The organism is Sphingomonas yunnanensis, assembly GCF_019898765.1.
Taxonomy (GTDB): Bacteria; Pseudomonadota; Alphaproteobacteria; order Sphingomonadales; family Sphingomonadaceae; genus Sphingomonas; species Sphingomonas yunnanensis.
Genome location: NZ_JAIOKB010000002.1, coordinates 481,933 through 494,935, shown reverse-complemented (window position 1 = coordinate 494,935; position 13,003 = coordinate 481,933). Strand labels below are relative to the sequence as shown.

The 13,003-nt window shown below is 71.1% G+C and carries 11 protein-coding genes and 1 tRNA gene; 5 read left to right on the top strand and 7 right to left on the bottom strand.

The window, feature by feature from the left end:
• Positions 1-100: 100 nt before the first annotated feature.
• A tRNA-Val gene (locus K7957_RS08475) sits at positions 101-175 on the bottom strand.
• A gap of 58 nt (positions 176-233) precedes the next feature.
• Positions 234-611 carry a cell cycle two-component system response regulator CpdR gene (cpdR, locus tag K7957_RS08470; protein WP_223011529.1) on the bottom strand — a complete coding sequence of 126 codons (378 nt, stop codon included), beginning with the start codon at positions 609-611 and terminating at the stop codon, positions 234-236.
• 155 nt (positions 612-766) lie between these two features.
• Here cpdR and K7957_RS08465 point away from each other — a divergent pair, with 155 nt between their 5' ends.
• Positions 767-1,609, top strand: coding sequence for an N-formylglutamate amidohydrolase (locus K7957_RS08465; RefSeq protein ID WP_223011528.1), 843 nt, complete (start codon positions 767-769; stop codon positions 1,607-1,609).
• Between the two features lie 230 nt (positions 1,610-1,839).
• Here the strand turns inward: K7957_RS08465 and K7957_RS08460 are convergent, their stop codons facing one another.
• The 3 genes from K7957_RS08460 to K7957_RS08450 form a co-directional block, all read right to left on the bottom strand.
• Entirely contained in the window at positions 1,840-2,382 is a 543-nt protein-coding gene (locus K7957_RS08460; protein ID WP_223011527.1) for a cytochrome b, read from the bottom strand.
• A 21-nt stretch (positions 2,383-2,403) separates the two neighbouring features.
• Positions 2,404-3,171 (bottom strand): SapC family protein, encoded by a 768-nt coding sequence (locus K7957_RS08455; RefSeq protein WP_223011526.1) that lies wholly within the window; start codon positions 3,169-3,171, stop codon positions 2,404-2,406.
• 81 nt (positions 3,172-3,252) lie between these two features.
• The gene (locus K7957_RS08450) at positions 3,253-4,746 is read right to left on the bottom strand and encodes an FAD-binding oxidoreductase (protein WP_223011525.1); all 1,494 of its coding nucleotides are present in this window, start codon (positions 4,744-4,746) and stop codon (positions 3,253-3,255) included.
• A 31-nt stretch (positions 4,747-4,777) separates the two neighbouring features.
• Between K7957_RS08450 and K7957_RS08445 the strand changes: the two genes are divergently transcribed.
• The 4 genes from K7957_RS08445 to K7957_RS08430 all read left to right on the top strand — a co-directional run bounded on the left by K7957_RS08445 (position 4,778) and on the right by K7957_RS08430 (position 10,232).
• The gene (locus tag K7957_RS08445) at positions 4,778-5,251 is read left to right on the top strand and encodes a hypothetical protein (protein ID WP_223011524.1); all 474 of its coding nucleotides are present in this window, start codon (positions 4,778-4,780) and stop codon (positions 5,249-5,251) included.
• 286 nt (positions 5,252-5,537) lie between these two features.
• Positions 5,538-6,977, top strand: a complete 1,440-nt coding sequence (locus K7957_RS08440) for a DEAD/DEAH box helicase (RefSeq protein WP_223011523.1) — start codon at positions 5,538-5,540, stop codon at positions 6,975-6,977.
• Between the two features lie 67 nt (positions 6,978-7,044).
• Positions 7,045-7,821, top strand: a complete 777-nt coding sequence (gene ppk2 / locus K7957_RS08435) for a polyphosphate kinase 2 (protein ID WP_223011522.1) — start codon at positions 7,045-7,047, stop codon at positions 7,819-7,821.
• Positions 7,822-8,102: 281 nt separating this feature from the next.
• Entirely contained in the window at positions 8,103-10,232 is a 2,130-nt protein-coding gene (locus K7957_RS08430; RefSeq protein WP_223011521.1) for a M3 family metallopeptidase, read from the top strand.
• A gap of 301 nt (positions 10,233-10,533) precedes the next feature.
• Here K7957_RS08430 and K7957_RS08425 read toward each other — a convergent pair whose 3' ends face one another.
• Together K7957_RS08425 and rpe are read right to left on the bottom strand one after the other, a co-directional pair.
• Positions 10,534-12,309, bottom strand: coding sequence for a heparinase II/III family protein (locus K7957_RS08425; RefSeq protein WP_223011520.1), 1,776 nt, complete (start codon positions 12,307-12,309; stop codon positions 10,534-10,536).
• A gap of 4 nt (positions 12,310-12,313) precedes the next feature.
• On the bottom strand, positions 12,314-12,976 hold the full coding sequence (gene rpe, locus K7957_RS08420; RefSeq protein WP_223011519.1) for a ribulose-phosphate 3-epimerase: 663 nt from the start codon (positions 12,974-12,976) through the stop codon (positions 12,314-12,316).
• Positions 12,977-13,003 lie beyond the last annotated feature (27 nt).

The following is a 13,003-nucleotide window of genomic DNA, read 5'->3' as shown; positions in this document are numbered from 1 at the left end:
CCGTCTCCCACGGCCTCCGGCAGACCGAAGGGCCGGCGCGGCGCGCACGTCGCCGCAACAGCAAAAACCCCGCTAAGCCGAGAGCCTAGCGGGGTTTTTATGGTGGGCGTGGCAAGGATTGAACTTGCGACCCCTGCGATGTCAACACAGTGCTCTACCACTGAGCTACACGCCCGAGGGTGGGGCCTCTAACCGGCCCCGGCGGCGGGTGCAAGCGCCTTTTCGCACGCGGCTCAGATCAGTTCGTTGGCGGCGTCGACGTCGAACAGCCGCTCGACCTCGAGCACGAGGTCGCGCAGGTGGAACGGCTTGGACAGGACGCGCGCCTGCGGCATCGTGTTGCCCGCCTTCAGCGTCACCGCGGCGAAGCCGGTGATGAACATCACCCGCATGCCGGGCGCGAGCTCCTGCGCCTTCTGGGCGAGCTCGATCCCGTCCATCTCGGGCATGACGATATCGGTGAGCAGCAGGTCGAACCGCTCCTCGGTGATCAGCGGCAGCGCCGCAGTGCCGCGGTCCACCGCGGTGACGGCATAGCCGGAACGCTCCAGCGCGCGCGTCAGATACTCGCGCATCACCGCATCATCCTCGGCCAGAAGAATCCTGATCATCACGTGTCCATGCTCCCGAGCCGATGCTTATGCCCGATCCGCGTTGATTTTTCCACCAGCGGACATGGTGAACGAACGGCCTTGCCGTCCCATTAGCCCATAACGAGCGACGATGCGTTGCGGTGCCGCGGCGGGTTCCATAGGGTCGCGCCCAGATGACGCGCAGCTTTCGACTGATCGGCGACACGCCGCCCGCCTCGCCGGTGGTGCTGTCGGTGCCGCACGCGGGTCGCGACTATCCCATCGCGCTGCGCGACTCGCTGCGCGCGCCGCTCTCCTGTCTCGCGACGCTGGAGGACCGGCTGGTCGACGCGCTGGCGCTCGCCGCCCGCCGCGACGAGACGCTGCTGGTCCAGGACGCGCCGCGCGCCTGGATCGACCTCAATCGCGCCGAGCACGAGCGCGACCCGCTGCTCGACGACGGTGCGCGCGGCGGGGCGCCGCTATCCGCCAAGGTGCGCGCCGGCATCGGCCTGGTGCCACGGCGGACCGCGACGGCGGGCGAGCTGTGGCGCTGCAAGCTCAGCGCCGGCGAGGTGGAGGCGCGGATCGCGGCGGCGCATCGACCGTATCACGCCGCGCTCGAGGAGGCGCTGGCGCAGGCGCGCGCACGCTTCGGCTGCGCGGTGCTGCTCGACATCCACTCGATGCCGCCGATCGCGGGCGGCCGGATCCGGCTGGTGATCGGCGACCGCTTCGGTCGCGCCGCCGGCGCGCGCTTCGTCGCGCGGGTGGAGGGCGCGGTTCGCGCCGCGCGGCTGGGCTACACGCTCAACACGCCTTATGCCGGGGGCCATATCCTCGAGCGCCACGCGCGGCCGCACCAGGGCGTGCACGCGATCCAGCTCGAGCTCGACCGCTCACTCTACCTCGATCGCCGCCTCGACTCGCTGGGTGGCGGTGCGCCGGCGATGGTGGCGCTGCTCCGCGGCGTGATCGACTCGCTCGCCGACGAGGCATTGGCGGCGACGGGCGCCACACCGCTCGCAGCAGAATGAAAAAAACCACCGCGTGCGAGCACGCGGTGGCCAAGGTTCAGGGAGGAGACACGCCAGAGGCGTGTCATACGGGCTCGCGAAAGGGGGGACACGAGCGCCGTACGTCCTTAACTTAGGAGACCCGCTTTCGGTTGCAAGCCCGGCAGCATGAATCGTCGCGGTGATGCGATGAACCGAGCGCTCACCGGTGCAGCGTCGCCTTCGCACCGGCTCCCACCGTCGCGTGCCGCTCACGCGCCGGGCAGCATCCGTCCCAGTACCTGGTCGCGCAGCAGCAGGTGGTGGCGCAGCGCCGCGGCGACGTGAAGCAGCACCAGTGCCAGCATCACCCAGCCGAGCAGGCCGTGCGCTTTCGCGGCGCCCTCCGCCGCGGGCGACGTGACCGGCAGATAGGGCAGGTCGAACGCGCCGAACCAGCTGAGCGGGCGCCGTCCCTCGGGTCCCGACACCATCACCCAGCCGCTCAGCGGCAGCAGCACCAGCAGCAGGTAGAGGGTCCAGTGCGTCGCGTGCGCCGCGCCGCGCTCCCAGCCGGGCGTGTGAGCGGGGAGCGGCGGGGGGCGGTGCGCGAGCCGCCAGGCGACCCGGAGCGCGGTGAGCGCCAGCACCGTGAGCCCGATCGCCTTGTGCGCCGGCATCAGCGCCCGCAGCGCGGGGATCGGGTCGTGTCCGAGCCCCACCGCGATGTTGAAGATCACCAGCGCGGCGATGGTCCAGTGGAAGGCGATGGCGACTCGTGAGTAGCGCTCCGCCTGATATGCCCGAGTCGCCATCGCCGTCTCTCCCGCTGGTGGTTACATCGTCAGCTGCGGCTGCGGCATCTTGCCCAGCCGCACCTGCCGCGCGAAGATATCGCGCATCAGCGACAGCGAGAACAGGTGCGCGTACAGCAGCGGCAGCAGGCCCGACTGCGACATCTTGCGCAGCTGGTCGCCGCGCAGATCGACCAGCTTCTGCTCGTCGATCATCTGGAAGCCGCGGTAGACGAAGGGCTGCTCGACGCCGTCCTGCTGGATCGTCACCTCGCCCTCCATGAGCAGGCCGAGCTCGCGCACCTCGTTCATGAACTGCGACGTGCGCGCCGCAGCCTGCTCAAAGTTCTCGTTGAACTGCAAAATGTTGCGCGTCAGCTCCGTGGGCTGGCCATTCTCGAAGAGCGCGTCGCCCTGGTCGAACGCGCCGATCGTCGGCGAGGTCGGGTCGAAGCACAGCGAGAGCTCCTGCGCGTCCGGGGTGAGCCGCGCGAGCATATAGGGGTAGCGGCGGACATAGGCGGGGACGTAGATCGTCTCCTCGAGCAGCTTGCCGCTGTCGTCGAGGAAGACGTTGACGCCCTCGTTGAGCCCCATCAGCGCCAGCGGGATGGCGTCGTCGCCCGAGGAGAAGACGATCGGAATGTGCCGCTGCACCAGCGGGAATTCCTCCACCGTCAGCGGGATGGCGTGCTGGTTGGCGAGGAACGGCGCGACGGTCGAGGGCTGCACCTTGTAGTTGGCGTGCGTCTCGCTCGAGAGCGGCTCGAGGCCGTTGTAGAAGAGCGGCAGTTGCGGCGCGCTGGCCATGCGAATCTCCAAAGGACGGTGAGGGTTGGCAGTCAGGTCGCGGCGCGTCGCCCCCGGTCGCCGCGCGGATGGTGGCCGGGGTTATTCACTGCCGCGGTCGGGCGCAAGCGCGACGAGCTTGCCCGGATTGAACAGCTGGCCCGGATCGAACGCGCGCTTGATCGCGCGCAGCGCGTGGAGCCGCGCCGGCGGCCCGAGCCGCTCCAGCTCGGCGCGCTTCATCTGGCCGATGCCGTGCTCGGCCGAGATCGAGCCGCCCGCGGCGGCGACCAGGTCGTGGACGAAGCGCGACACCAGCGGCACCTGCTCGGCGTACCAGTGCGCCGGATCGGTACCGGGCGCGGCGCGGACGTGGAAGTGGACGTTGCCGTCGCCGAGATGGCCGAAGCCCGAGGCGCGCGTACCGGGGAAGCGCGCGTCGCACGCCGCCGCGGCCGCGACCATGAAGCGCGGCATCGCCTCGACCGGCACCGAGATGTCGTGCTGCGCGGCGGGGCCGGTGGCGCGCTCGGCGTCCGAGATCGACTCGCGCAGCCGCCAGAACGCCTCGGCCTGCGCCTCGCTCTGCGCCAGCGCGGCGTCGGCGATCTCGCCGGCATCGAGCGCGGTGGCGAGCTGCGCCTCGACCAGCGCGGCGGGATCGTCGCCCGCCGCGTCGGCGGTGACCTCGAGCAGCACGTGCCAGGGGTGCCTCCCGCCCAGCGGCGCGCGCGCGTCGGGCAGATAGGCCAGCACCGCGGCGAGCGACTCGTCGGGCAGCAGCTCGAAGCTCTCCAGCGCGGGCGTGGCGCGCTGGAGGCGGCGCAGCAGCGCCATCGCCGCGTCGGGCGACTCGACCCCGGCCCAGGCGACCGCGCGCGCCGTGACCGCGGGCACCAGCCGCAGCGTCGCCGCGGTAACGACGCCCAGCGTGCCCTCGGCCCCGATCAGCAGCTGGTCGAGATCGTAGCCGCGATTGTCCTTCTTCAGCGCGGCCAGCCCCTCGTGCAGCGACGCGTCGGGCAGCACCGCCTCCACCCCAGCGACCAGCCCGCGCATCGTGCCGAAGCGCAGCACCTGCGTCCCGCCCGCGTTGGTCGAGACCAGCCCGCCGACGGTGGCGTTGCCTTTGGCGCCGAGCGAGAGCGGGAAGCGCCGCCCCTGCGCCAGCGCGGCGGCGTGGAGGTCGGCGAGCACGACGCCCGCCTCCGCCACCACCAGCCCCGCCGCCGGGTCTAGGTGGCGGACCCGGTTCATCCGGCGCAGCGAGAGGATCGCGGCGCTGCCGTCCGCCGGCGGGGTCGCGCCGCCCACCATCGAGCTGTTGCCCCCCTGCGGGACCAGCGGCACCGCGAGGTCGCGCGCGGCGGCGACGATCGCTCGCACCTCCTCGGTATCGCGCGGCTGGAGCAGCAGCGCGGCACTCCCGTGCCAGCGCCGCCGCCAGTCGACCAGCCAGGGCGCGATCGCGTCCGGATCGGTGACGATCGCGCCGGGCGCGAGCTGCCGGGCGAGCGTTTCGGCGAGGCGGTGTTGCGCGTCGGTCACGCTCTGCCTCTTGCCCGACAACGCGCCCGCGTTCAATTCAGCCGCCATTCAACCGATTCTCCGCAACGGGCCGTGCCGCATGTTCCAGCGCTTCCTGCCCGTTCTGTCGCTGCTGCTGGCCGCCCCGCTGGCGGTGTCGGCGCGCGCGCCCGATCCGGGTTGGGACGGGGTGCAATATGCCCAGCTGACGATCCACGAGCGGCTGATCATCCGCATCCCGCGCGTCGCCCCCGCACCGCGCGGCGCGCGCGTCGTCACGCCCGCGCCGGTCGAGTGGCAGGAGAAGCGCGGTCCCGAGTGCCTGCGCGTCACCGCGCTGACCGGCGCGGCGATCGATACCAAGGGCGACGTCGACCTCGTCATCGAGGGCGCGCGCCGCATCCGCGCCAAGCTCGACGACGATTGCCCGACGCTCGACTTCTACGCCGGCTTCTACCTGCGCCCGACGAGCGACGGCCAGATCTGCGCCGGGCGCGATTCGATCCGCTCGCGCTCGGGCGCTTTGTGCCCCATCAGCAAGTTCCGCACCTTGGTGCCGAAGCAGCGGAAGTGACGGTGTTGGCAGGGCGCGAGAGCGCGGACCGCTTCCCCTCGCGTGGCGTCATCCTGAGCTCGTCTCAGGATCCATTCGTCGGCAGGCGCCGAAGCACCTGAGTACGCGGCGCGGTGGATCCTGAGACGAGGTCAGGATGACGTAAGGAAGAGATGGATGGCGGTGCCTTCCTCGCCCCCCGCTGCCGTCAACCCGCAATCTCCTTGACTTCTCACCGCGGATAGGGAAGCGCTCGGGGCTAGGCTATCCCTGCGGTTTCGCCGCGCCCCACAGCCCGGACATCTGCATGAGCTTCGCCGATCTCGGCCTCTCCGACGAACTTCTCCGCGCCGTCGGTGACACCGGCTATACCGAGCCGACGCCGATCCAGGCGAGCGCGATCCCGCCCGTGCTGATGATGCGCGACATCATCGGCATCGCGCAGACCGGCACCGGCAAGACCGCCAGCTTCGTGCTGCCGATGATCGACATCCTCGCGCACGGCCGCAGCCGCGCGCGCATGCCGCGCAGCCTGATCCTCGAGCCGACGCGCGAGCTCGCCGCGCAGGTCGCCGAGAATTTCACCACCTACGGCAAATATCACAAGCTCTCGATGGCGCTACTGATCGGCGGCGTGCAGATGGGCGACCAGGTCAAGGCGCTGGAGAAGGGCGTCGACGTGCTGATCGCCACGCCCGGCCGGCTGATGGACCTGTTCGGCCGCGGCAAGATCCTGCTCACCGGCTGCTCGATGCTGGTGATCGACGAGGCCGACCGCATGCTCGACATGGGGTTCATCCCCGACATCGAGGAGATCTGCACCAAGCTGCCGGCGACGCGCCAGACGCTGCTGTTCTCGGCGACGATGCCGCCGCCGATCAAGAAGCTCGCCGATCGCTTCCTCAGCAATCCCAAGACGATCGAGGTGGCGCGTCCGGCCAGCACCAACGTCAACATCACCCAGTGGGTGGTGCCGGTGAAAGGGAGCTCGTTCGAGAAGCGTCGCGTCCTGCGCCAGCTGCTCGCGCGCGAGGACGTGCGCAACGCGATCATCTTCTGCAACCGCAAGACCACCGTGCGCGAGCTCAACAAGAGCCTGCAGCAGCACGGCCTCGCCAGCGGTGAGATCCACGGCGACATGGACCAGCCGGCACGCCTCGCCGAGCTCGACAAGTTCAAGAAGGGCGAGGTGACGATCCTCGTCGCCAGCGACGTCGCCGCGCGCGGGCTCGACATCAAGGGCGTCAGCCACGTCTTCAACTTCGACGCGCCGTGGCACCCGGACGATTACGTCCATCGCATCGGGCGCACCGGCCGCGCCGGGGCGACCGGCGTGGCCTATACGCTGGCGGCGCCCGATGACCTCGAGAATATCGAGAACATCGAGAAGCTCACCGGCCAGAAGATCGCGCGGCTCGAGGCGCTGCCGGGCGCCGACGCCGAGACTGACGCGGACGCGGTCGAGGAGGAGCGCCCCCGCCGCGGGCGCGAGCGCGGCCAGCGTCGCGGCGCGCGGAGCGAGGCGCCGGCCGAGCCGATCGCGGCTGAGCCCGCGGTCGCCGCGCCGCGTGAGCGTCCGCGCCGCGCCGCGCGTCCGGCGCGCGACGAGCGCGCCGAGCGACCCGCGGCCGAGCCGCGCGCTGCCGCGCCGCGGCAGGAGCGCTACCGCGAGCGCGACGAGGCGCCCGACGACGGCGGCTGGAACGGCCCGGTGCCCGACTTCCTGCGGGTCACACTGACCGTCTGAGCCGCGCGGGCATCCTCCTGCCCCCGGTGCGTTATAGCCACGGGTCAAGCGACGGAGCGGGACACGCATGGGCAAGGATCACGGTGACAAGCATGGCGAGGGGCACGCCAGCCTGGAGGAGCTCCAGCTCGCGCTGGTGCACACCCATCAGGCGGCGGCGCGCAGCGGCGAGCGGGTGGTGCTGGTGCTCGAGGGCCGCGACGGCGCCGGCAAGGACGGCGCGATCAAGCGCATCGTCGAGCACAGCTCGGTCCGCGCCACGCGCGTGGTGGCGCTGCCCAAACCGTCCGACCGCGAGCGCACGCAATGGTATTTCCAGCGCTATGTCGCGCATCTGCCCGCTGCGGGCGAGTTCGTGATCTTCAACCGCTCCTGGTACAATCGCGCCGGGGTCGAGGTGGTGATGGGCTTCTCCACCGCGGCCGAGCAGGCCGAGTTCCTGCGCGACGCCCCCGATTTCGAGCGGATGCTGGTGGAGAGCGGGATCAAGCTGGTGAAGCTGTGGCTCGACATCAGCAAGGACGAGCAGCGCGAGCGGCTCGAGGCGCGGCGCGAGGACCCGCTCAAGGCGCTCAAGGTCTCCGACATGGACGCGGTCGCCCAGTCGAAATGGGACGATTACACCGCCGCGCGCGACGTCATGCTGACGCGCACGCACACGCCGCTGGCGCCGTGGCATTGCGTCCGCGCCGACGACAAGAAAGCGGCGCGGCGCGCGATCCTGGCGCACCTGCTCCACCGCGCCGCGCCGCCCGAGATCGCGCGCGAGGTGCCGCTGCCCGACCCCGACGTGCTGTTCACCTTCGACGCGGCGGCGCTCAAGGACGGAAGGCTGTCCGACTGAGGCGCGTGGAGTGACCGCCGCCCTACACACCATTGTCATCCCGGACCTGATCCGGGATCCATGCTTCCGCAGGAACGACGGGGTGGGCGTTCGCGGCACCATTGGTCCCGGGTCAAGCCCGGGATGATGGGGCAGTTCGGGGGCGCGGGCACCCTGCGAGTCGGCCAGAAGCGATAGCTTCGGGGGCGGGCAGGGCAGGCCAACCCACGTTAGGGCAGCACGCTTGCCCCTACCTCCGCGCGGGTGCATCAGGCACGCATCCTCCAGCTCAAGGAGCAACGATGCGTTCCCTCGCCGCCGCCACTCTCGTGGCGCTGATGTCCTCCTCCGCGGTCGCGCAGACGCTCAGCCCGACCAACCCCTTCGCCCAGCCGAGCGCCTTGCCCTACCAGGCGCCGCCCTTCGACAAGATCAAGGACTCGGACTATCTCCCCGCGCTCGAGGCGGGCATGGCCGAGCAGCGCCGCGAGGTCGCCGCGATCGTCAACGTCCGCTCGATGCCGACCTTCGAGAACACGATCGCCGCGCTGGAGAAGTCGGGCCGCCTGCTCGAGCGTGCCGGCCTCGCCTTCTCGGGCGTCAACGGCGCCAACACCAACGACACGCTGCAGAAGACGCAGGAGGTGCTCGCGCCCAAGTTCGCCGCGCACCAGGACGCGATCAACCTCGATCCGCGGCTTTTCTGGCGCGTCAAGACGCTGTACGATCAGCGCGACACGCTCCAGCTCGACGCCGAGCAGCGCCAGGTGCTGACGCTCACCTATGAGAACATGGTCCATGCCGGCGCGCAGCTGAACGACGCCGACAAGAAGGCGCTGAGCGCGCTCAACGCGCAGCTCTCCACGCTCGAGACCGCCTTCCAGCAGAAATTGCTCGCCGCCGCCAAGGCGGGCGCGCTGGTGGTCGACGATAGGGCCAAGCTCGCCGGCCTCTCCGACGCCGAGATCGCCGCCGCCGCGGACGCCGCCAAGGACCGCGGCCTCGCGGGCAAATACGTGCTGACCTTGCAGAACACGACGCAGCAGCCCGCGCTGGCGACGCTCACCGACCGCGCCACGCGCGAGGCGCTGTTCAACGCGAGCTGGACCCGCGCCACCAGAGGCGACGCCAACGACACGCGCGCGACGATCAGCCAGATCGCGGCACTGCGCGCGCAGAAAGCCAAGCTGCTCGGCTTCGCCACCTGGGGCGACTATGTCCTGTCCGACCAGATGGCGAAGACGCCCGCGACCGCGCTGGCCTTCATGCGCCAGCTCGGCGCGCCGGTCGCGGCCGAGCAGAAGCGCGAGGCGGGTGAGCTCCAGGCGCAGATCCGGGCGGAGGGCGGCAGTTTCGCGCTCAAGCCGTGGGACTGGGATCTCTATTCCGAGAAGCTGCGCAAGGCCAAGTACGACCTCAACCAGGATGAGCTGAAGCCCTATTTCGAGATCAACAAGGTGCTGACCGACGGCGTGTTCTACGCCGCCGAGCAGCTGTACGGCGTCACCTTCAGGCGCCGCACCGACATCCCGGTCTACCAGCCCGACGTGATGGTCTACGAGGTGTTCGAGGGCGACGGGCGCTCCATCGGCCTGATGTATTTCGACTATTGGAAGCGCGACAACAAGAACGGCGGCGCCTGGATGTCGAATTTCGTCAACCAGGCGAAGCTGCTCGGCACCAAGCCGGTGATCTACAACGTCGGCAATTTCACCAAGCCGGCGGCGGGCCAGCCCGCGCTGATCACCTTCGACGACGTGACGACGATGTTCCACGAGTTCGGCCACGCGCTGCACGGGCTGTTCGCGAACCAGACCTATCCGTCGGTATCGGGCACCAACACCGCGCGGGACTTCGTCGAGTTCCCGTCGCAGTTCAACGAGCATTGGGCGCTCGATCCCAAGGTGCTGCCGCACTACGCGGTCAACTATCGCACCGGCGCGGTGATCCCGCCCGAGCTGGTCGGCAAGATCAAGCGCGCCGCGACGTTCAACACCGGCTATTCGTTCGGCGAGGCGCTGGCCGCGGCGGAGATGGACATGAGCTGGCACTCGCTGCCGGCCAGCGCGGGCAAGCAGGACGCCGACGCGTTCGAGGCGAAGGCGCTCGCCGACACCGGGCTCGACACCGCCGACGTGCCGCCGCGCTATCGCTCGAGCTACTTCCTCCACATCTGGGGCAACGGCTATTCCGCCGGCTATTACGCCTATCAGTGGACCAAGATGCTCGATGCCAACGCCTATGACTGGTTCGAGCGCAACGGCGGCATGACGCGCGCCAACGGCCAGCGCTTCCGCGACATGATCCTGTCGAAGGGGCACACCGAGGATTACGCGCCGATGTTCCGCGCCTTCTACGGCAAGGACCCGGAGGTGGCGCCGCTGCTGCACAATCTCGGGCTCAACGCGGACGGGTCGCGCGTCGCACCGTGACGGGGTGGGCGGGGAAAGCCGCCGTGATACGCTGGCTTCTCGGCCGGGGCGTCATCAAGTACTCGACCCGATGACGTGAGTGAGCCTCTCCCCTTCAGGGGAGGGGTTGGGGTGGGGCGCATCCGCGAACGCTGCGCCGGCGGAGAGGCCCCACCCCAACCGTCCCCTGAAGGCGAGGGAGCTTGGTGAGATCAGCGCTACGTTACTCCGCCACAGTCTGGCGTGCCGCTTAGCGAAGTTCCGCTTCGAAGAACCTCGCCTGACCGTCCGGCCGACAGCCGATCGGAGCGGCGCCGCCCTCTCACCGCGCCCGGCGCAGCACCCAGGCGATCGTCGCGCCGCCCGCGGGGGCGAGCGAGTCGATCACGATCTGCCTGGTCGGCACCAGCCGGCCGTGCGGGTCGCTCCACACGCTGTCCTCCACCGTCAGCCGGTCGGCGCGCGCGCGCAGTTGCCAGAAGGCCCCCGACGGCGTGCGCAGCATCGCCGCCTGCGCGTCCGCGGTGGCGACCGCGTCGACCCCGGGGCCGAGGTGGAAACGCAACGCCAGCGGGGTCATCGCGCCCTCGACACGGCGGCCCCAGCGCGCCGGCTGCGGCGCGGGCAGCACCGCATCCTCGCCGCGCAGCTCGCCGCCATCGGCGGTGAGCAGTAGCGTGCGCTGGTGGACGAAGCCGAAGCGCCGCGCATAGCCGTCGTGGCGGGCCTCGATCCTGCTTCCCACGTCCGACTCCTGCCGCGCCAGCTCCACCGCGGTGACGCCGCGGCCCAGTGTGCCGTCGGGGTTGAGCGCGGTCGAGTTGGTGTCGGCGATCACCAGCGTCGAGTGCGCCGCGGTGGTGCGCAGCGCCTGCGCCATCGCGTCGTTGCCGCGCGCGCGGGCGTGGCCGGCGCCGCCGCAGCTCACGATCAGCCGCTCCGCGCCATCGGAGAATTCCAGCGCCAGCGTCGCGGCGCACCCGCCGTCGGGCACCAGCGCGGCGGGGGGCGGGGCGGCGTCGACGAGCAGCACCGCGCCGCCCGCGCTCAGCCGCTGATAGCCCCAGTCGCGCGACTGGCGCAGCGGGCGCCCGAACGCGCCGCTCGCCTGCAGCGCGTCGTTGATCCGCATGGCGTCGAGCGGTAGGCCACCCTGCCAGCTCGCCAGACCGCCGTCGCCCATCGCGCTGCCGAGCAGCGTCGGTGTCACGCGCGTCAGCGCCGCGGCGGGCGCCTCCGGCAGCGGCTCGCGGCGCGAATCATAGAGCGCGCGCAGCAGGCCGATCGTCTCCATCACCGCCAACAGCTGCGCCGGCGAGCGGCTGACCACGCCACCGTCGTCGCTCAGCGCGCCCGCCAGCGCGCGCGCCAACCCGTCCTCGCCGACGCTGCGCCGTGTCTCGCCGCCGGGCAGCAGCAGCCCAGCGGCGACCACGCTCCCCCAGGCGAGCACGCGCGGCGCACCCGCGGGGGCCTTGTCCGCGGTGCGATCGAGGTGACGCGCGCCGCGCGCCATCGCGGTGAGCACGCGCGAGCGCGCCACCAGGTTGCTCGACGAGAGCAGAAGCGGCGCGTGGAACAGGAGCATCAGCAGCCGTCGCGCCGCGACGTCGGGGCGCCACGCCGGCTCGGTCGGGCGCTCGCCGTGCGCCATCAGCCAGCGCTGCGCCAGCGTCTCGGCGACGACCGCGGCGCGCTCGCGCTCGCCCGTGGCGGCGAGATCGCGCAGCCAGGCGAAGCCGTGGAGATAGTCGGTGAAGCCCGGCCGCGCCGGGGCGAGCGGGTCGAGCTCGGCGATGGCGCGCTGCTCGCCCGCGGCGAACAGCCAGCCCTCGAGCAGCGCCTCGCCCGCCAGCGCGTCGCCGGGGAAGGGATCGACCGGCACCGCGAGCAGCTTGGGCGGGTGTTGCCCATCGAGCCGGCGGTCGTGCAGCGGGGTGCGCCAGGTCAGCCGCTCGAACCAGCGCACCACCTGCTGCGCCAGCGGCGCGCCGGTCGCCGGGGCGGCGCGCACCAGCCGCTTGCCCGGTTCGATCTCGTCGTGATGCGCCTGTCCCCCGCGCGCCTCGGGGCCGCGACCGCGTCCGTCCTTGCTCATCGTGTCAGTCGCCCCGCAGCGCGCGGATGTTGGCGGCGTAGCAGTCGGGCCCACCGCGGAAGGTGGCGGTGCCGGCGACCAGCGCGTCGGCCCCGGCGTCGATCGCGCGGCGCGCGGTGTCCGGGTCGATCCCGCCGTCGACCTCGAGGTCGATCGCGCCGCCGGTCGAGTCGATCATCTTGCGGATCGCGGCGATCTTGCGCAGCTGGCTGTCGATGAAATGCTGCCCGCCGAAGCCGGGATTGACGCTCATCACCAGCACCAGGTCGACCATGTCGATGAGATAGTCGAGCATCTTGGCGGGGGTGGCGGGGTTGAGCACCACGCCGGCGCGCTTGCCCAGCGCCTTGACGTGCTGGATCGTGCGATGGACGTGCGGCCCCGCCTCGGGATGGACCGTGATCGTGTCCGCGCCGGCCTCGGCGAAGGCGTCGAGATAGGCGTCCACGGGCGAGATCATCAGGTGGACGTCGAACGGCTTGGCGGTGTGCGGGCGCAGCGCCTTGACCACCGCGGGGCCGATCGAGATGTTGGGGACGAAATGGCCGTCCATCACGTCGATGTGGATCCAGTCGGCACCGGCGGCGTCGATCGCGCGCACCTCCTCGCCCAGCCGAGCGAAGTCGGCGGAGAGGATCGACGGGGCGATGCGCACGGGTCTGGTCATGCGCGCCGAGGTAGCGCGATGCGGCGC